17 protein-coding genes are annotated in these 17,996 nt (G+C 47.3%); all 17 read right to left on the bottom strand.

All coding sequences use genetic code 11. The features are described from left to right. Nucleotides 1-101: 101 nt before the first annotated feature. The gene (locus LKD37_RS00690; protein WP_302927524.1) at nucleotides 102-527 is read right to left on the bottom strand and encodes a winged helix-turn-helix domain-containing protein; all 426 of its coding nucleotides are present in this window, start codon (nucleotides 525-527) and stop codon (nucleotides 102-104) included. Nucleotides 528-567: 40 nt separating this feature from the next. Beyond that, nucleotides 568-1,074 (bottom strand): FtsX-like permease family protein, encoded by a 507-nt coding sequence (locus tag LKD37_RS00695; RefSeq protein ID WP_302927525.1) that lies wholly within the window; start codon nucleotides 1,072-1,074, stop codon nucleotides 568-570. Nucleotides 1,075-1,080: 6 nt separating this feature from the next. Beyond that, entirely contained in the window at nucleotides 1,081-3,201 is a 2,121-nt protein-coding gene (locus LKD37_RS00700; protein WP_302927526.1) for an ABC transporter permease, read from the bottom strand. A gap of 21 nt (nucleotides 3,202-3,222) precedes the next feature. Next, nucleotides 3,223-5,871 carry an ABC transporter permease gene (locus LKD37_RS00705; protein WP_294462777.1) on the bottom strand — a complete coding sequence of 883 codons (2,649 nt, stop codon included), beginning with the start codon at nucleotides 5,869-5,871 and terminating at the stop codon, nucleotides 3,223-3,225. 13 nt (nucleotides 5,872-5,884) lie between these two features. Continuing rightward, the gene (locus LKD37_RS00710) at nucleotides 5,885-6,550 is read right to left on the bottom strand and encodes an ABC transporter ATP-binding protein (RefSeq protein WP_015528521.1); all 666 of its coding nucleotides are present in this window, start codon (nucleotides 6,548-6,550) and stop codon (nucleotides 5,885-5,887) included. A 211-nt stretch (nucleotides 6,551-6,761) separates the two neighbouring features. Beyond that, complete coding sequence (locus LKD37_RS00715; protein WP_302927527.1) at nucleotides 6,762-9,410, bottom strand: ABC transporter permease; 2,649 nt, start codon at nucleotides 9,408-9,410, stop codon at nucleotides 6,762-6,764. 13 nt (nucleotides 9,411-9,423) lie between these two features. Then, nucleotides 9,424-10,089: an ABC transporter ATP-binding protein gene (locus tag LKD37_RS00720; RefSeq protein ID WP_050624170.1), complete on the bottom strand. Its 666-nt coding sequence runs from the start codon at nucleotides 10,087-10,089 to the stop codon at nucleotides 9,424-9,426. Nucleotides 10,090-10,232: 143 nt separating this feature from the next. Next, nucleotides 10,233-11,264 (bottom strand): sensor histidine kinase, encoded by a 1,032-nt coding sequence (locus tag LKD37_RS00725; RefSeq protein ID WP_302927528.1) that lies wholly within the window; start codon nucleotides 11,262-11,264, stop codon nucleotides 10,233-10,235. After that, nucleotides 11,261-11,947, bottom strand: coding sequence for a response regulator transcription factor (locus LKD37_RS00730; RefSeq protein ID WP_302927529.1), 687 nt, complete (start codon nucleotides 11,945-11,947; stop codon nucleotides 11,261-11,263). Before LKD37_RS00730 ends, LKD37_RS00725 begins: the two co-directional genes overlap by 4 nt. Nucleotides 11,948-12,308: 361 nt before the next feature. Continuing rightward, the gene (locus tag LKD37_RS00740; RefSeq protein ID WP_302927530.1) at nucleotides 12,309-12,731 is read right to left on the bottom strand and encodes a winged helix-turn-helix domain-containing protein; all 423 of its coding nucleotides are present in this window, start codon (nucleotides 12,729-12,731) and stop codon (nucleotides 12,309-12,311) included. 30 nt (nucleotides 12,732-12,761) lie between these two features. Further along, complete coding sequence (locus LKD37_RS00745) at nucleotides 12,762-13,526, bottom strand: EFR1 family ferrodoxin (RefSeq protein ID WP_302927531.1); 765 nt, start codon at nucleotides 13,524-13,526, stop codon at nucleotides 12,762-12,764. Further along, the gene (locus LKD37_RS00750; RefSeq protein ID WP_302927532.1) at nucleotides 13,523-14,143 is read right to left on the bottom strand and encodes a TetR/AcrR family transcriptional regulator; all 621 of its coding nucleotides are present in this window, start codon (nucleotides 14,141-14,143) and stop codon (nucleotides 13,523-13,525) included. The genes LKD37_RS00745 and LKD37_RS00750 overlap by 4 nt, the downstream gene beginning before the upstream one ends. Nucleotides 14,144-14,344: 201 nt before the next feature. Then, a complete protein-coding gene (locus LKD37_RS00755) occupies nucleotides 14,345-15,001 on the bottom strand; it encodes a hypothetical protein (protein WP_302927533.1) in 657 nt (218 codons plus the stop codon). A gap of 17 nt (nucleotides 15,002-15,018) precedes the next feature. Continuing rightward, on the bottom strand, nucleotides 15,019-15,735 hold the full coding sequence (locus tag LKD37_RS00760; RefSeq protein ID WP_302927534.1) for a DUF4313 domain-containing protein: 717 nt from the start codon (nucleotides 15,733-15,735) through the stop codon (nucleotides 15,019-15,021). A gap of 128 nt (nucleotides 15,736-15,863) precedes the next feature. Then, entirely contained in the window at nucleotides 15,864-16,187 is a 324-nt protein-coding gene (locus LKD37_RS00765) for a hypothetical protein (RefSeq protein WP_008394742.1), read from the bottom strand. Beyond that, entirely contained in the window at nucleotides 16,184-17,278 is a 1,095-nt protein-coding gene (locus LKD37_RS00770) for a DUF4313 domain-containing protein (protein WP_215725529.1), read from the bottom strand. Before LKD37_RS00770 ends, LKD37_RS00765 begins: the two co-directional genes overlap by 4 nt. 48 nt (nucleotides 17,279-17,326) lie before the next feature. Next, entirely contained in the window at nucleotides 17,327-17,926 is a 600-nt protein-coding gene (locus tag LKD37_RS00775) for a hypothetical protein (RefSeq protein ID WP_215725530.1), read from the bottom strand. Nucleotides 17,927-17,996 lie beyond the last annotated feature (70 nt).

Consider the following 17,996-nt stretch of genomic DNA (forward strand, 5'->3'; position numbering starts at 1 on the left):
ATTCTTACAGGAATTATAGTTGATTGAGTTATAGTGTTCATGTCTCATGGAAATAAGAAAGGCTTCGAGATCATTACGGTCTCGAAGCCTTTCTTGCTGTCTTAAAAGGGAGAGCTGTTAAACTTATATCCACTGCCCAGTACAGTGCGGATATAACCGCCTTTTGGCGTGTCCGGCGTCAGCTTGCGACGAATCTGACTGATGATACTGGAAACGGCAGTTCCGCAGTGCTCACCATCTTTGCACCATATAGCTTCATAGATTTGATGAGCGGAAAATACCCAACCGGGATGACGGGCCAGATATGTAAGGACTGCAAATTCATGGTAAGTCAGAGCGATGAGAGTACTGTTGCAATATACGGTTTGCTCCTTCAGCCGAATTTCAAGACCAGGGAAGGAAAGTGCAGACTGAGGGAGGGATGGTGCAAGGTGGATAAACTCTGGCTCATCCGCAATAAGCTCCATGATTTTGTCGAGTATATGTTCTTCATGATCAGGAACGGACAGAATCAGAAGTTTACCCATTTTGCTCACATCCTTTCTCACATGCCATTTTTGCGATATTTCACTCCGAAGTCCTCAGTCGTTCCACCACAGTTCCCTTGTTAAAGAAGTGGAGAACGATCAGCGGAATGACCGCAGCCAGCAGCAGATAAAGCACACCAATGACCAGAACCGGAACCAATGTAATATTCAGAGTAAAGAACCACATGGAAGGGCCATTCAATGCGCTCTTTAGCACTGTGACAGCCAAGATTGCTGCGACTGCTCCGCCGATAATGTCTGCGCCTGCGGCATAATAGATGCCCTCATAGACCATCAGGCGGCGAAGCTGCTTGCCGGTCATACCGATGCTTTGCATGGTGGCGAACTCATGGCGGCGGGTGATGATGTTGGTAATGATCATGTTAGTAAAGTTGATCAGTCCTGCAAAGGCCATGATGCAGCCAATCAGACCGCCGATAACCAGAATCATGCTGCGTACTGAATCAAGCTGCTCTTTCAACAACTTGGTGGAAGTATAGGCAACCGAAGAATTTTCGCTCACATAGCTGCTCAAAAATTCTTCCATCTGCGGCTACAAGGCTTCATCCACATTGAATCCATAAGTCAGCAGCGTGGGAGCGTCATAGATTTCCTTAAATACAGTGTCCGGCAGATATACAAAAGGAGCATCAGCGGCGATGTGTGCCTGGGCGGTGGTGCCTGTCGGCGTTTCGGTTTCTGTTCCCACGAGAATCGCTTTTGCAAGGATGGTGCTGGTTTTGACCAGTTCCCCATCTTTGTAGAAGGAAATGCTCTCTCCAACCTGTAACTGATCGGTCAGCGGAGTGTTCCTTGGTTCCTCTGTCAGTTTGTCCATGGGGCAGCCAATAATGACATATTCTCCGGTAGCCATTTTCTGCGTTAGGGTTTCAGCATCTTTTTCGCCTTCAAAAATACGCATATCCGCCCAGAAATTTTCGGAGGCTCCCATTACATTACCAAAATAGCGCCTTTCGGTATCAGAACTTGTATACAGGCTATATCCCTGATAGCTTTGATTTACGACGCCTTCTTCCTCATGGAATAGCTCTATGCCGCTTAAATCTTCAAACCCATAGTCAACCAGCACATTTCTATCGTCTTTTGTATTTCGGTAAAGATAGCGTTCATCCTCAACTCCGGGCTGTCCGGCAATCAGATCCACCGCCTGCTGTGAGAGCGTATCTTCATGGTGCTGAACGCTTTCCATTACATTAAATGCGGCGGAGTTATAGACATTAAAATCTGTTCTGGTAACACGGTTTACCCACTTTTCTTCATCAAGGCTTTGCGTCACAATGATGATAGAGTTAAACAGGACGATGCACAGAAGCAGGGAAATAATGATAAACGCTGAACGCCTGCGGTTGCGCCCCAGGTTGGAAAAGGCCATGCGGGACAGCTTTACTCCATTGGTACGCTTGGCACTTCTCTTTTTATAGGCGTTCTGCTCGGTGTAGCGGATCGCCTCCAGAGGAGAAATCTTTGCCGCCTTTTTTGCAGGCTTCCGGGTGCTGATAAACACGGTCAGGATCGTAAAGAGAGCGGCGATAACAAAGATCAGCGGCGAGGTCGATACGGATGTCCCCAGCATAGACGATTCAAGGCTGATGATTTCTGTCACGACAGGAAGCAGCACCCAACCGGCAAAGAAACCGGCGATCAGACCGATGGGCAGCCCGATCAGCGTGAGCCAGACTGCCTGACGGTTCACAATGCCCTTGATCTGCCGTGTGGAAGTGCCAATCGTCCGCAGCAGGCCGTATTGACGAACATCCTGCATCACAGAAATATCAAAGATATTGTAGATCAGCAGGTATCCGCACACGACAAACATCAGGATAAATACAACAGCAAACACGATGGACTCTGATGAAGTCAATCCCTGGGACATTTGATTTTCAGAGGCGAGAATGAAATTGTCTGCGCCCATATCCTCTGGATTGCCGCCAATGGAGTAAACGAACTCATTCAACTGCTGCTGAACATTTGCTTTATTCTTCAGCACGACATCGGAAAAAGTAACGCCGGACATTTCATGGTCTACCGCATAAGTGTTCTGGACCACATCGGGGTTTTCCTTTATAAACTGCTCTGAAACAGTCGCAACGCTCACAGAGTCATTGCTTGCTTCCCACCAGCCGGAAAGCACCATATCATAATGATAAGTTTTCCCCCGCAGTTCAAATTCCAACGGAACCTCTGCGCCAACCTTTGGTTCTACACCCAGCGCCTTCAGCGCCAAATCCGTAGTGGCGATCTCATTCGCTTTCTCCGGTGCTGCTCCGTGAGTAGGCACACAGAAGGTCAGCTCCTGCTGCACACTGTCCGCATAATTGATCTCAATGGAATGGCTGGAAGTATTGTTTGCATAGCCAATGATACGCCGGTGGCCTGCCTGCTCCACAAAATCGCTGTTTACAAGCTGCTCGTACTGTTCCTCCGTCATATACCCTAAAGTGCCATCCGCTTTACTGCCTTTCTGCATTTGCAGAGAGAGCTGGATGGAGGATGCCATATTGAACGCCAGGGAAGTGATAGAGGTAAATAGGAAAGCAGTCAGGATAATTGCCAGCAGCGCAGCCAGATTGCGGACCTTATTCTTCTTGAAATAGCGTTTGGATAGCTTGGTAATCACTTTGGAATTATTGTTGCCAAATAGAATGTCATTCATCTTGTCCACCCCCCTTTGCTTTTATTCATTTACCCGAAGCCGTTCTACAACACTTCGATTGTTAAAGAGCCGAAGTGCGACAACGGGAACAATAAATGCCAGTACCAAAAAGAGAACCAGCATAATCAGTGCAGGCAGCAAGGTCATCTGGAATGTCATCATGATACTGCTTGGGCTGATTTCTACAAAAGCCCTTACCAATGTCATGCCAAGCACACCAGCAGCCAGCGTACCGACAATCCCGGCCAGCAGCACATAGGAGAAACTTTCAGAAATCATCATCTTTCGGAGCTGCTGGTTCGTCATACCGATACTCTGCATGGTGGCAAACTCGTGCCGGCGGGTAATGATGTTTGTCATAACCAGATTGATGAAGTTGATTAGTCCCACCAGGGCAAACACATCGCCGATCACTCCGCCGATCAGAAGAACGACATTTTTAACACCAGAAACAGTTGCTTTCATCGTCAGGATAGAGGTATAGGCAACATCTGTATCCTGCGCCAGATAGCTTTCCATCTCCTGCTGGTACTGTTCCTCTACATCAAAAAGGAAACCATACAAGGTAGGCGTTTCATAAATCTCCTTAAATTTGTTTTCAGCCATAAAAATTTTAGGACCTTCTATTATTTGTGCAATATTTGAACCGCCGCCAGTCATAGTCATATCGCTATTAGTAGCTACGGCTTTTGCGATAATGGTAAACTCCTCGGTTGGAGTTCCATTTTCATAAAATTGAATGGTATCTCCAACTGATAATCCACAATAATCGGCGGCATCTGCCCCACCAAAGTTACCATGATCGTCATATTCGCCCATTAAAATTACATTGTTACCATTCCAAAGTTTGTCTTTTAAGACAGATAAATCAGTTTCACCTTCGATAATGTCCAGCCGATTGAAGAAGTTTTCCGAAAAGCCAAATACATTTCCGAGGGGGTGGTTATCCGCAGTCAACCCAACAGTATGCCTATAATTTTCTGTTTGGTAAACACCTAAATTGAGGTGTTCCGGCAACATTCGCTGCTCCTTATATGTGTTATCAACCACATAGGGAGTTCCCCAGTCACAAGAGATATGGTCATCTTCAAAAGTGTTCCGGTACAGGTAGACTTCATTTGTGACTCCAGGCTGTTCTTTGATTTCTTCTGTTGCCTTTTCTGGAACAGTGCTGTTATGCCCAAAGTCATTTCCAAACGCCGCCTGAATGCCTGGACTATATACTATAAAGTCACTTCGGGTCTGGTTTTCGATATAGGCATCTTCATCAAAGCTGCCGCTGAAGATAAACACCGAGTTCAAGAGGACAATGCTCAAAGTCAGAGAAATCACAATAAAGACTGTCCGGCGCTTATTGCGCTGAAGATTTGCCTTCGCCATGCGAGGAATGACTGCCCCGGAAATTGTCTTTTTTCGCTTTATGGAAACCGTGTCCTGCTCTACATAGCGGATAGCCTCGATAGGTGACACACGGGAGGCTTTCTTTACCGATTTTCTGGTGCTGATATAAACCGTGAGTCCTGAGAACAGGATTGCACCTGCGATAATTCCCAAATATGGGAGTGTGCCGACCTCAATATTTCCACCGCTGAAATCAACAGCAAATATCTGGAGTGCAATAGGCAGAATACTGCGGCCAAGCAATGTGCCGAAAAGCAGACCGAATGGCGTACCGATCAGGAACAAGTACAGTGCCTGCCGGTTGACTAAACGCCTGATTTGTCTGGAAGTTGTTCCCACAGTCCTCAGCAAGCCGTACTGGCGAATATCATTTGTTACAGCAATCTCAAATACATTGTAAATGAGCAGATACCCACAGAACATGAACAGGATACCGAAAACACCGGCTACCAGCCACATCATAAGGCCGCTTTCACTAGAAACGATGGGATTAGGAGCAACGCGAACCGCGTTAGCTGCATTGACATCGTCCGGATTACCGCCAATATTGCGGACAAGCTCTGAAATGCGGTCCTTTACCATATAACTATCCCGCATTACTACATCGGCTGTATAAATACCACAGCCAACACGCCCCAAAGCAATATCGCTCATCATTTCTGCGTTTTCTTCCAGAAATGCTTTGGAAACAATGACCGATTCTGATTTTTCATTTGGTGTGTCGTAAATACCGGATACGACCATATCAAAATGATAAACCTGACCACTTTGACGAACCTTCAATTCAACAGGAATTTCTGCCCCGATTTTTTCTTCGATGTTCAGATCCTTCAGTATATTGGCAGAAACCAAAACCTCATTTGCTTTTTGAGGGGCAGAGCCTGTGCGTGGTGTCAGCATCCGAATTTCCAACTGAGTCTGGTCGGCATAATCGACCTCTGCAACACGCCGGTTTGTGTTGGTCATAATTTCGACTGGTATCCAGCAGCCCACCTTTTCAAACATGGCGTTTTCTTTTAACTGCTGGAGCTGATCCTCGGAAAGTCCCTGTACCAGAGCATCCGCAGATGATCCCATCATTTTTGCCATGCTGTATTCCAGCGTCCCACTGGCACCCATGCCAATGGTCAGGACTGCCGTAAAGAGAAAAGTTGTCAGGGCAATCGCAATGGCTGCAATCACATTCCGCATTTTGTTACTGCGAAAACTGCGGTTTGCCAGCTTTTTGATGACAGCCTTGTTGTTATTGCCAAATAGAATGTCATTCATAGTTCCGCCCCCTTTACTGCACAATCTTACCATCCTCGATCCGAATAATGCGGTCGGCAAGCTGGGCGATCTCATTATTATGGGTAATCATTACAAGGGTCTGGTGGAATTTTGTGCTGGTAACTTTCAGCAGGCTCAGCACATCGCTGCTGGTCATACTGTCCAGATTGCCTGTTGGCTCGTCCGCCAGAACGATAGCAGGCTTCGATACCAGAGCGCGGGCGATGGCTACACGCTGCTGCTGGCCGCCGGAGAGATTGCTGGGCATATTGTTCAGCTTATCCTCCAGCCCCAGCATCCGCACCACTTCTTTCATAAACTTCTTGTCTACCTTGTTTCCGTCCAGTTCTACGGGCAACACGATGTTTTCGTAGACATTTAGCACTGGTACCAGATTGTAGTTCTGGAAGATGAAGCCGATTTTTCTCCTGCGGAAAATGGTAAGCTGCTCATCTTTCAATGTAGAGAGGTCGCGCCCATCCACAATGACCTTGCCGGAGGTAGGCACATCCAGCCCGCCGATCATGTTCAGCAGAGTGGATTTGCCGCTGCCGGAGGTTCCAACAATCGCTACAAATTCCCCCTGCTCAACAGAGAGGTTCACACCATCCAGGGCCTTTGTGATATTCGGCTTTGTGCCGTAGTATTTTTTCAGTTCAGTCGTTTGCAAAATGCTCATAGAGAACACCATCCTTTCTTTAACTTAGACCCATTGTAACGAACAAACCTCACAGAAATGTCACGAGCCACAAAAAATTTCCGCTAAATTCGGCCCCAAATGTCACAAGTTCGTGACATTTGAAAAACCGGGAGAAAAATCCCCCGGTTTTCCGCGTCCCACAGCCGCATACGACGGCGCAGGAAGTATTCACTTGATATGGCTGCGCCTGTTATTCATTTACCCGAAGCCGCTCTACGACACTCCGATTGTTAAGGAGTCGGAGTGCAACAACCGGAACGATAAACGCCAGTACCAGAAAGAGAACCAGCATAATCAGCGCAGGCAGCAAGGTTATCTGGAATGTCATCATCATACTGGTAGGACCGTTTTCTACAAATGCTCTTAGCAATGTCATGCCAAGTGTCGCCGCAACTAATGTGCCGACAATCCCTGCCAGAAGCACATAGGAGAAACTTTCCGAAATCATCATTTTTCGGAGCTGCCGGTTCGTCATACCAATGCTCTGCATAGTGGCAAACTCATGACGGCGGGTAACGATATTGGTCATAACCAGATTGATGAAGTTGATCAGGCCCACCAAAGCAAATACAGAACCTATCATTCCGCCAACCAGCAGGACAACATTTTTAATGCCTAAAACATCAGCTTTCAGCGTTGTAATAGAATTATAGGAAACATCGGTGTCCCGCATCAGATAGTTCTCCATATCCTGCTGATACTGTTCCTCTACATCAAAGAGGAAACCGTACAAGGTAGGGGTTTCATAAATCTCTTTGAACTTATTTTCTGACATATAGATCTTTGGTCCACCAACATCTGTCGTAATATTATCGCCACCGCCAGTCAAAGTCATTTCATTGCTCGTAACAGCAGCCTTTGCAATCACTGTAAACTCCTCAGTCGGAGCTCCATTTTCATAAAATTGAATGGTGTCTCCAACCGACAGGCCAAAATAATAGATATTATCCGCACCACCGCTTAAGTTTCCCTTATCGTCATAGTGGCTTACTAAAATTACATTGTTACCATTCCAGAGTTTTTCTTTCAGGACAGACACATCGCTTTCACCCTCAATGATGTCCATCTTGTTCAGGAGATTTTCAGAGAAGCCATACACATTCCCAAGAGGAAGGTTATCCGCAGTCAACGCAGCATAATCCTCTCCATCCTCAGTCCAGCCGAGATTTAATGAATCAGGAAGTACATAGGCATATTTATTTGTATTGTCAATCGAGAAAGAAGGACCCCAATCACAGGCAATATGATCATCCTCAAAAGTATTACGGTATAGGCGGACTTCGTTCATTACACCTGGCTGCTGTTCAATTTCCTCTACCGATTTTTCTGAAACAGTACAGCTATGCCCAAATTCATCTCCCCATGCGGCTTGAATGTCTGGGTTATAAACCGCAAAGTCACTTCGGGTCTGTTTTTGTACATAAGTAGCTTCATCAAAGCTGCCGCTGAAGATAAATACCGAGTTCAGGAGGACGATGCTCAAAGTCAGGGAAATCACAATAAAGACCGTCCGGCGCTTATTGCGCTGGAGGTTGGCCTTCGCCATGCGAGGAATAACTGCTCCAGTATTTGTCTTTTTCCGTTTTATGGAAACCGTATCCTGTTCTATATAGCGGATAGCCTCGATAGGTGACACACGGGAGGCTTTCTTCACCGACTTTCTGGTACTAATATAAACTGTAAGTCCTGAGAACAGGATCGCACCTACGATGATACCCAAATATGGAAGTGTGCTGACCTCAATGTTTTTACCACTATAGTCGGCAGCAAACATCTGGAGTGCCGCAGGCAGAATACTGCGTCCGAGCAGGATGCCAAAAAGCAGGCCAAATGGTGTTCCAATCAGGAACAGGTACAGCGCCTGCCGGTTGACCAAACGCTTGATCTGCTGGGAAGTAGTCCCCACCGTCCGTAGCAGGCCATACTGCCGAATATCGTTGGTAACTGCAATCTCGAATACATTGTAGATCAGCAGATACCCACAGAACATGAATAGGACGCCAAATACACCTGCTACCAGCCACATGATAGAGCCGCCGCTGTTGTTGGAAAGGAAAGTGTTGGGGGCTACACGGACATAATTCTCAGCACTTCTATCGTCTGGATTACCGCCAATGCTGCGGACAAACTCCGAGATACGCTCCTTTACCATGGAGCTATCCCGCATAATCACATCAGCATCATAAATGCCACAGCCCTCACGCCCTTGGGCAATTTCGCGCATCATCTCCGGATTTTCTTCCATGAAGGCTTTGGAAACAATGACTGATTCCGATTTTTCGTTTGGTGTGTCGTAAATACCGGATACAATCATATCAAAATGATACATCTGGCCGCTTTGACGATTCTTAAATTCGATAGGAATTTCTGCCCCAATTTTTTCTTCGATGTTCAGATCCTTCAGTATATTGGCAGAAACCAAAACCTCATTTGCTTTTTGGGGCGCAGAACCTGTGCGCGGTGTCTGCATCCGAAGCTCCAACTGAGGCTGATCTGCGTAATCAATTTCCGCAACCATCCGGTTGGTGTTGGTCATGATCTCAATGGGAACCCAACAACCTACCTTTTCAAACATGGAGTTTTCTTTTAACTGCTGGAATTGTTCTTCGGAAAGGCCCTGTACCAGCGCATCCGCACCAGTGCCGATCATCTTTGCCATATTGTATTCCAGCGTTCCCTTGGCTCCCATACCAATGGTCAGGACTGCTGTAAAGAGAAAGGTTGTCAGGGCAATCGCAATGACCGCAATCACATTCCGCATTTTGTTGCTGCGGAAGCTGCGGTTCGCCAGCTTTTTGATGACAGCCTTGTTGTTATTGCCAAATAGAATGTCATTCATAGTCCTGCCCCCTTTACTGCACGATCTTACCATCCTCGATCCGAATGATGCGGTCGGCAAGCTGGGCGATCTCACTGTTATGGGTAATCATCACGAGGGTCTGATGGAATTTCTGGCTTGTGGTTTTCAGAAGCCCCAGCACATCGGCGCTGGTCTTGCTGTCCAGATTGCCAGTCGGTTCATCAGCCAGGACGATTGCAGGCTTTGACACCAAAGCGCGGGCAATGGCTACGCGCTGCTGCTGGCCGCCGGAAAGGTTATTGGGCATATTGTTCAGCTTATCCTCCAGCCCCAGCATCTGAACGACTTCTTTCATAAACTTCTTGTCTACCTTGTTTCCGTCCAGCTCCACAGGCAGCACGATGTTTTCGTAGACATTCAGCACCGGCACCAGATTGTAGTTCTGGAAGATAAAGCCGATCTTTCTTCTGCGGAAAACGGTCAGTTCCTCGTCTTTGAGTTTGGACAGCTCCTTGCCATCCACGACCACCTGGCCGGAGGTGGGCACATCCAATCCGCCTATCATGTTCAGCAGCGTGGATTTACCGCTGCCGGAGGTTCCCACGATGGCTACAAATTCGCCCTTTTCTATGGAGAGGGTCACACCATCCAAGGCTCTGGTAATGTTCGGCTCTGTGCCATAATATTTTTTCAGTTCAGTCGCTTGCAAAATGCTCATAAAGAACACCATCCTTTCTTTTTGATAAACTCATTGTAACGACCAAACCTCACAGAAATGTCATGAGCCACAAAAAATTTCCGCTAAATTCGGCCCCAAATGTCACAAGTCTGTGACATTTCAATTTTTGGGGCGTGTCGGCGCTACTTTCGGAGCAGGAAAACAGAAAAGGTTGAGCCTTTCCCGACCTCGGACGCCACCCTGATATAACCGCCCTGCAAGGTCACAATCTCACGAGCCAGATACAGGCCAATCCCAATACCGTCCACATCATGCACCGCATCTTCCCGGTAAAACCGCTTAAAAATCGTCCCTTGGTGCTGTTCTGTGATGCCAATGCCGGTATCTGCAATGTCGATCTTCACATACATTTCCCAGCCTTCCACCGACACACGGATCTGCCCGCCTGCCGGGGTGTATTTCACAGCATTATCCAGAATGTTGAACAGGGCTTCGCTTGTCCATTTTCTATCATGGCGCGCATCCAAATGCTCCGGGCATTCCACCTGCACATCTATTTGTTTCTTTTCGGCATTGAGCAAAATCCCGCCCAGGGCAGCGGCAAGGGTATCATAAACCGGCTGCTGTTTTTGCTCTAGCGAAATGACTCCCGTTTCCAGGCGGGAGGTTTTAATCATGGCTTGCATGAGGAAGTCCAGCTTATCAAGTTGGCTGGCCTGGGCTGTCAGAAATTCCTTTTGCTTCTGCGGGGGAACCTCGTTTTCAAGCAGCGTGTTGTTGATCATCTTCAAGTTGGCAATCGGGGTCTTGACCTGATGAGAAATGTCGGAGATCAGCTCTTGCAGGTCAGCCCGTTCCTTTGCGATGCTGTTTTTATTTTCCTGCATGACCTCGTACAGCCGCCCCAGCCGGTAGTTGATTTTATAGAACAGGCTTTCTTCCTCAACCGTCTGCTTCGGCTGCATATCCCCGGAGAGCATATCATCCATCTGACCGCAAAAGGCATCGGAGAACTGAACCAGCTTCCGGCGGATCAGCGCCACAAAGAAGATGACGCAGAGCAGCACAAAGAGGCTGAACAGGAACACACACCGGACAGCGATTATATTCCGGGTCAGTAGATAAACAGTGGTGCAGACTGCGCCCACTGCCAGCAGCAGAAGCGTTCCCAAAAGAACGCAGGCTTTATTGATGGAGAGTTTCCGCATATTCATTTGAGCGCCCCTCCGATCCACATATAGCCCATGCCGTACACCGTCTTGATGTACTGGCGTCCATCCGTTTCAATTTTATTCCGCACCCGGCTGATAGCCGCGGTCAGGGCGTGTTCATCCACAAAGTTCCCATCGGCATCCCATAGCTTTTCAAGCAGCGCCTGCCTTGTCAAAACATTCTGCGGATTTTTGGTCAGGATTTTCAACAGCCGGTATTCCAGCGGAGTGAACACCAGCGCCTTACCGGACAGGGAAGCCGTCATCTCCGAGAAATTGATGAACAGCGCACCGTCCTCATAGCTATCACCGCCGCCAGACTGTTTCGCCAGCCGCCCCAGCACTACGGACAGCTTTTTTTGAAAGACGCTCATGGGAAATGGCTTGGTCACATAGTCCTCCGCGCCCAGCTCATAGCCTTTGAGCATATCGCTCTCCATATCATTTGCGGTCAGGAAGATCACTGCCGTGTCCGGCCGACGATCCTTTACCTCACGGCAGAAATCAAAGCCGTTTCCGTCCGGCAGGTTTACATCCAGCACGATCAGGTCATAGTCCTGCCTGGTCAGAAAATCACTGGCTGCTGATTTTGTCAGGGCAGAGTCCACAACATAGCCCGCAGCTTCCAGATTATAGCACAAAGTATTATTCAAAAGTCGGTCATCCTCGACTACTAAAATTCGCATTGTATCACACTCCTTCATTCTTAGTGTAGCATCCAAATGTCACAGAAACCTCACGAGAGAATTATTTTTTTGTATTTTTGAAACGGCGGTCTGCCGGTCTCTCTGCATCCTTGGGAATCAGCCAAATGGTAGCCATCTTCACAGCGCCGGGGATACGCCCTCCGGCGCATAAATAATTGCTCTGCCTTGTTACACCTTATTTTTCTGCTGTTTTTTCATAGAATATAAGTTATGTGGATTCCTATGATTCCTCAATTATAAGTTCTTAGCTTAATCAACGCAAGGAAGCAATGCCTACAACCTTATTTTATACAAAGCGAAACGCCGGACAGAGCCAACGGGCCACGGTGTCCAGCGTTTCCTATCTCACAGATTCAAATTTATACCCACTGCCCAGTACAGTCCGGATATAGCCACCCTTTGGTGTATCCGGCGTCAACTTGCGCCGGATCTGACTGATGACACTGGCAACGGCGGTGCCGCAGTGTTCACCATCTCTAGCCCATACAGCCTCGTAAATCTGGCTGGCTGAGAATACCCAGCCAGGATGACGAGCCAGATATGCAAGAACTGCAAATTCATGGTGAGTCAGAGTGACAAGTCGACCTCTGCAGAATACAGTCTGCTCCTTTAGCCGAATTTCAATATTTGGGAAGGAGAGACTGGCATCAGAGAGCGGGAGAGCAATACGGTCAAGCTCTGGTTCGTCTATGATTGCTGCCATGACCCTATTAAAAATATGTTCTTCGCAGTCGGAAAGTGATAGAACCAGAAGTTTTCCCATATTGCTCACCTCCTCGTAAAATGTAAAGTGCTAATTCCCAAAATCATCGATAGAACTCTGAGATATTACTTTTTTTCCTAAAATAGTAATTGCTTTCTTGCTGCACTGATTTACGCACCGATAGCATAAGGTACACCGTCCATTTGCTACAATCTTACCTTTGGTTAATGACAAATTATTCATAGGACATACCAATGCACATTTGCCGCACTTTATACAAGTGTCGGAATTTATCTGTATTTTGTCTGAATACGCTTGTGTTTTACGGTAAAACCAAAGCCGCTGTCCTAACAGACCTGCAATATGACACCAAAAGCCTAAACCGTTTTTAGTTGGAGTGCCATTTTTCAAATTGTACACTGCTGATTTTATACATTCTTCTGCTTGTATGACAATTTGCTTATTTTGATCCGGAGTACGCTTTAAGGCTTTTACATCACAAATGCAATCCGGCATTTTCAAATGAAGTCCACCCCATATCTGTGCTCCGTATCGCTTAAACAATCTTGCAGATACACCCGCACCATCGCCGCTAAACAGTCCCATTGTTGCAATAATAAAAATGTGTTTTTCCTTCCATACATCAGAATTTCCACAGATAAAATCCTGTACTATTTTAGGCAGGTTGCTGTAATAGATTGGATAGGCAAAAATGATGTCTTTATGATGTGCAACTTTTTCTATTGTACCTTCATCCTCTAAAGGAGTTATTTCAATGTTCCTATCATATAGAGAAACAAACTTTTCTAAACAATATTTTGTATTTCCCGTCCCACTAAAATAAATCCCGATCATATTTTTTCTCCTGTATTATCTATAAAGGGAAGCTGAAAAACATCCATAAAATCAATGACTTTCTCCCTCCAGTCATTATCATAATTTACATTATTCATGGTGGCTAATGAAGTAACACCATGTATAAAAGCCCAAATGGTTATGATAATATCATTTTGCTTTTCTTCTGGATAGTGCGACTGCTCTAGTAGTTTACTTACAATATTTTTATAGATGATATAGGGTTTATAGTTTTGATCGTCTGGTATCGATAACGATAAGTCAATTTTTATGTTGGATTGCGAATATAAAAATTGAAAATAAGCAGGGTTATCTACAAAGAAAGACACATAGGCTATCCCCATATCTTTCAATATTTCTACAACATTATTATTCTTTTGAACGGCACTTTCTAATTGTTTAGAAAATCTATCTGTGATAAATAGTTGCATTGCTTCAAGCAATTCTTCTTTATTTTGAAAATGGCTATAAGGGGCAGCGTGGCTGACACCACACGCCGCAGCTACCTTCCTCAGAGAAAAAGAATTTACTCCCTCTGTATTTACAAGATGAATACCTGTTTCAATCAAAGCATTTCGCAAGTCTTTGTGATGATAAGTTTGTCGTTGCTGTACCATGCTAAATCCTCCAATCTTTACACTGTCTATATTGTACTTCATCATCTTTACACTGTCAAGTTTGTAGTGGCTTTTATATCATAGAGGTCAAAATGAGTTTACAAAGGTAATATTTTTATGCGTATATACTTGGGAGTACATAGAAAAACACACCGGATACAGAGCTGATAGGCATACTGTATCCGGTGCGTTGCAAACTTTTTAACCTTTCAGATAGTAATGCACATAGGCATTATAATCTCGATGCCGGGTGACTAACCGCAGCCAGATATAAAAGTGGGCAGTTTCCGAATACAAATTGAATTCGGTGGGCTCGCTGGTGGGCTGGGCGTACCTTCGGCAGAACCGTGTTAGGGTGTCCAAATTCAGAAACTCCGGCAGTTGGAACAGTGCATTCTGGAAAGCATCAATTTCACGGGCAGCTTCCAGAACGGGCGTATCCTTTTGGCACTGATGCCAGGTGGTCCACCATTTCCATCCGTCATAATCAGAACGGGAATAGGCTATCTCGCTGGCAGGACGGGAGCCCTGCTGAAACAGATCTTCAAAGATGCAGGAAGTAGTCAGCAACGGATCTTCAAAGTCGGTCTGCTGCTGGCTCAAACCGTTTTTAACAGCTGCCCATTCTGTTAGGGGGAGTGGGCAACGGTTGGCATCACGCAGGGCCTCATCCATACCGCACGCCTCGCAGATATGGACATCTGCATAGCGGCTCAGGGCGTTGATGACCAGCCTGCGGTCCAGCGGCTGACCACACCGAAGACACAAGGGTGGTTGCTTTGCCTCTGGGGTAAACAGCAGTTTATCCTGCTGCCATATGGTTTCTAACAGGGATTTGGGGTAGATACGGATCTTCATGATGATGTCCTCCTATTTTATTGTCTTTCATATTCGTACCGTTTCCTCCGGTCTTTGGACCAGGGAGGGTAGACACGAAGTTCCTCCTGAAACATGGTCATCAGCTCGGCAGCCATGTCCTCTTTACGCCGATAGATGCGCTGCTTCTCTGTACCATCTGCATAGAGGATGGTAGTTTGGAGTGCGGGACCTTTCTGCGTGAAGATGAATTTGCGGCCATGAGAAGGGTCAAATGCCTCGATCCAGAGGGGCAGGGTGGAGGAACTCCCATCCAGACACCGCCAGCCGCTGTAATCGGTGTAGCTGAATCCGTTGATTTCTCGCGCCAGTCTTCGCAGGGCAAGATACAGCCGCTCAAAGCGGCGCCCCAGTTCGCCTTTCTGCCGCCGGATGTAGAGGGTATGCCCCTCATGATCCAGGGCATCCAGTTCTTTGCCATTAAACAGGTATTCAGGGTAAAGGCAGCCATCCGATTCAAGAATTTGCCCGGTAGGTTCCGCAAGGTGATTGTCTGACAGCCAGACTGGAAAAAGTCCGTCTGCGGCTTTTATATTGATGAAAGCGCAGTGGTCGGGCCGGATTCCGGTTAAGTTGGTGGTCAGGGTTTCCCAAAAAATCAGGATGCCGTGATCCTTTTCATAAAGCTTGATGGCGAGATTGCCGTTGGGATATGTACTGATTTTCAAAGTCAGCTGGGATCGGTGTTCGCCCAGTGTAAATACGAGAGTATTCATAAGCGTTTTCCTCCAAAGAAGCACCGGACGCCTGCAAAAATGCAGATTGCCGGTGCTTCTTAGTGTGTGTTCCGGACAAGGAAACCGGAGCAGGGAGAGGAATGCAGTTCCTCTCTGGTCATCGTCAGCTACACAGCCAAAGTTTTTGACTCGAACTGATAGCGCAGAACCTGAGCCAGTTTTGTCCTGTTTTCACAAGTAATGCGATAGGTAGGGCCATAGTTGTGCCGCTGTTCATCCATCCTTCGAATGGAAATGCTAAATCGGGGGCCCTCCTGAGTGATCCACAGACGCCTGCCCGTGGCAGCATCTTCAGCAATAATCCATAAAGGGCACTGCATGGTCATGTAGGTCTGGGGGTAAGCACGCCAGCCGCTGCGGTCATGGTAACAGAAACCGGGGGTAGTCTGCCGCCTTTCATTCAGTACATCATAAACTGCCTTATATTTCATACGCTGCACCGCCTTTCAAAGTTTTTCAGGTAGCCTGCATACCCTTCCGGGTCCAGCTCCTGCAGCCGGTTGGCACGAAAACGATATTCGGGATAGGTGCAGAACCCACTCTGCATGGTGCGGCCGGTTGGGATAGCCAGACCATGTCGGATGAGCCAGGTGGGAAATTCCGAATCGGCATTGGTGTCGATAAAGGCATGGTCTTTTTGCCGTTGGCCGGGCAGGTTGACGGTGAGAGTCGCCCAGGGTTCCGGGTCGCCGCTTTCCCATGTCACCATTTGTATGGCAAGGTTTCCATTCAGGTAGGAAGTCACCTGCAGCTGGATGGGGTGCGTGGCGCCAAATTTCTTGTAAGGCAAGGTAACAGGTGCCGCATCGGTATCAGGTTCTTCGTCCTCCACGCCCAGTTCCCAACTAAGGGACAGAATCTGGCTCTGGCTCATCGTGCGGGCATATTTCTTTGCGTATTTTGGCTTGAAGAGCAGGGCACCGTCCTGCAGGAGCAGCTTTCCTTCTTTTTGCTCCTGGATACAGCGCAGCCCATGCAGACGGGGCTTTGCGCGCTCCACCGCATCGTGGATCTTCGGATGGTCAAACCATATGGAATACTGTACGGCTACATGGAGATGGGGATGCTCCTGAAAGCGTGAGCATAGGAGCTCCAGCACCTGTTGACAGATTTTTCTTCGTTTCTCCAGCGTCTGACGCTCGTTAAAGGTCAGCGTGAAATATGAGAAATCCCGTTCGGATGTGTCTGCGGCGCCGTTAAAGGGATTACACCAGAAGTACAGATCCCATCGGTCGCTGCCATAGGACACAGGGATATTTTCGTCATACTGGTTGCAGACAAAGTCCTGTGCGATGGCTTCCATGATGGGTTTCATTGCCGCGCTGCTCTCCAAACTTGCCTGACGGATATACTGCTCCCATTCTTCGCGGGTGTGGCTGTCATAAAACTGTTTGTTGGCTGCGGCCTCTGCTTCGGTGCATAGAGACTGCAGGCGCAGGGAGTGGACATCTTCTTTGGCATAGCCTTTTTCAAACCATCTGGTATCAATATTCATATGAGAACGATCTTCGTGAATTTTCATTTTGCATCCTCCTTGTGTATAGCTGCTGCATTTTTTGACGCAGTGTGGTCATTGGTCTTTCCAGTCATAGAGCAGTAGGTCATGTCCAGAAGATTTGGCTTCGGTTCTTTTGTCCCGGAAACGGTAGTTGGTAAACACAAAGCCGGTGGGCTTGTGGATATAGCGGACAGCCAGAATGTGGAACTGACTATTTAGCCATTCGGCTGAGTCTACTGCTTCCTCAGCGGTGTTCTCAACATCGGTGGCAAAGAGCCAGTTTTCCCAGTACCAACCATGCCCAACCGTTTCTCTGGCATCCGGCAGGGAGAGCAGCTTTTCCCTTAGTGCTTCCTGATTCTGCAGGTGCGGATATTGTGTATGAACGGACTGCACCAGCGATTGGCGGAATTGGCAGAAAGGTACGAAGGGTTTCTTGCCTTCAAAGTTACCATTGCCGTCCAGTGCACAGACTACGCCATCTGCAATCACTTCAAAGATGAGGTCTTCCCGGATGAGACTGCCATTTTCATTCCAGTCCGGTGTAGAGCTGTACCATGCGCCGCTTTCGGTATCCCGGTTGTAGTAGCGTACCGGTTCTGCAATGGTGCAGAATACATCTATACAGAATCCGGGATCTTCAAACAGAAAAGATATTTGTCGTTTTATCATCAGGTGTTTCCTCCTAAATGAAAAAAGGACCGGCAGGCCGCTAAATGCAGTCTGTCGATCCTTTCGGTTA

This window comes from Brotocaccenecus cirricatena, assembly GCF_020687045.1.
Taxonomy (GTDB): domain Bacteria; phylum Bacillota; class Clostridia; order Oscillospirales; family Oscillospiraceae; genus Vescimonas; species Vescimonas cirricatena.

What these genes read in the sequence shown, in the direction of transcription:
- LKD37_RS00765 (WP_008394742.1), bottom strand. Translation starts at nt 16,187, where the DNA reads ATGAAATATAAGGCAGTTTATGATGTACTGAATGAAAGGCGGCAGACT.
- LKD37_RS00770 (WP_215725529.1), bottom strand. Translation starts at nt 17,278, where the DNA reads ATGAAAATTCACGAAGATCGTTCTCATATGAATATTGATACCAGATGG.
- LKD37_RS00705 (WP_294462777.1), bottom strand. Translation starts at nt 5,871, where the DNA reads ATGAATGACATTCTATTTGGCAATAACAACAAGGCTGTCATCAAAAAG.
- LKD37_RS00730 (WP_302927529.1), bottom strand. Translation starts at nt 11,947, where the DNA reads ATGCGAATTTTAGTAGTCGAGGATGACCGACTTTTGAATAATACTTTG.
- LKD37_RS00695 (WP_302927525.1), bottom strand. Translation starts at nt 1,074, where the DNA reads ATGGAAGAATTTTTGAGCAGCTATGTGAGCGAAAATTCTTCGGTTGCC.
- LKD37_RS00715 (WP_302927527.1), bottom strand. Translation starts at nt 9,410, where the DNA reads ATGAATGACATTCTATTTGGCAATAACAACAAGGCTGTCATCAAAAAG.
- LKD37_RS00760 (WP_302927534.1), bottom strand. Translation starts at nt 15,735, where the DNA reads ATGAATACTCTCGTATTTACACTGGGCGAACACCGATCCCAGCTGACT.
- LKD37_RS00720 (WP_050624170.1), bottom strand. Translation starts at nt 10,089, where the DNA reads ATGAGCATTTTGCAAGCGACTGAACTGAAAAAATATTATGGCACAGAG.
- LKD37_RS00740 (WP_302927530.1), bottom strand. Translation starts at nt 12,731, where the DNA reads ATGGGAAAACTTCTGGTTCTATCACTTTCCGACTGCGAAGAACATATT.
- LKD37_RS00755 (WP_302927533.1), bottom strand. Translation starts at nt 15,001, where the DNA reads ATGAAGATCCGTATCTACCCCAAATCCCTGTTAGAAACCATATGGCAG.
- LKD37_RS00750 (WP_302927532.1), bottom strand. Translation starts at nt 14,143, where the DNA reads ATGGTACAGCAACGACAAACTTATCATCACAAAGACTTGCGAAATGCT.
- LKD37_RS00700 (WP_302927526.1), bottom strand. Translation starts at nt 3,201, where the DNA reads ATGAATGACATTCTATTTGGCAACAATAATTCCAAAGTGATTACCAAG.
- LKD37_RS00690 (WP_302927524.1), bottom strand. Translation starts at nt 527, where the DNA reads ATGGGTAAACTTCTGATTCTGTCCGTTCCTGATCATGAAGAACATATA.
- LKD37_RS00775 (WP_215725530.1), bottom strand. Translation starts at nt 17,926, where the DNA reads ATGATAAAACGACAAATATCTTTTCTGTTTGAAGATCCCGGATTCTGT.
- LKD37_RS00725 (WP_302927528.1), bottom strand. Translation starts at nt 11,264, where the DNA reads ATGAATATGCGGAAACTCTCCATCAATAAAGCCTGCGTTCTTTTGGGA.
- LKD37_RS00710 (WP_015528521.1), bottom strand. Translation starts at nt 6,550, where the DNA reads ATGAGCATTTTGCAAACGACTGAACTGAAAAAATACTACGGCACAAAG.
- LKD37_RS00745 (WP_302927531.1), bottom strand. Translation starts at nt 13,526, where the DNA reads ATGATCGGGATTTATTTTAGTGGGACGGGAAATACAAAATATTGTTTA.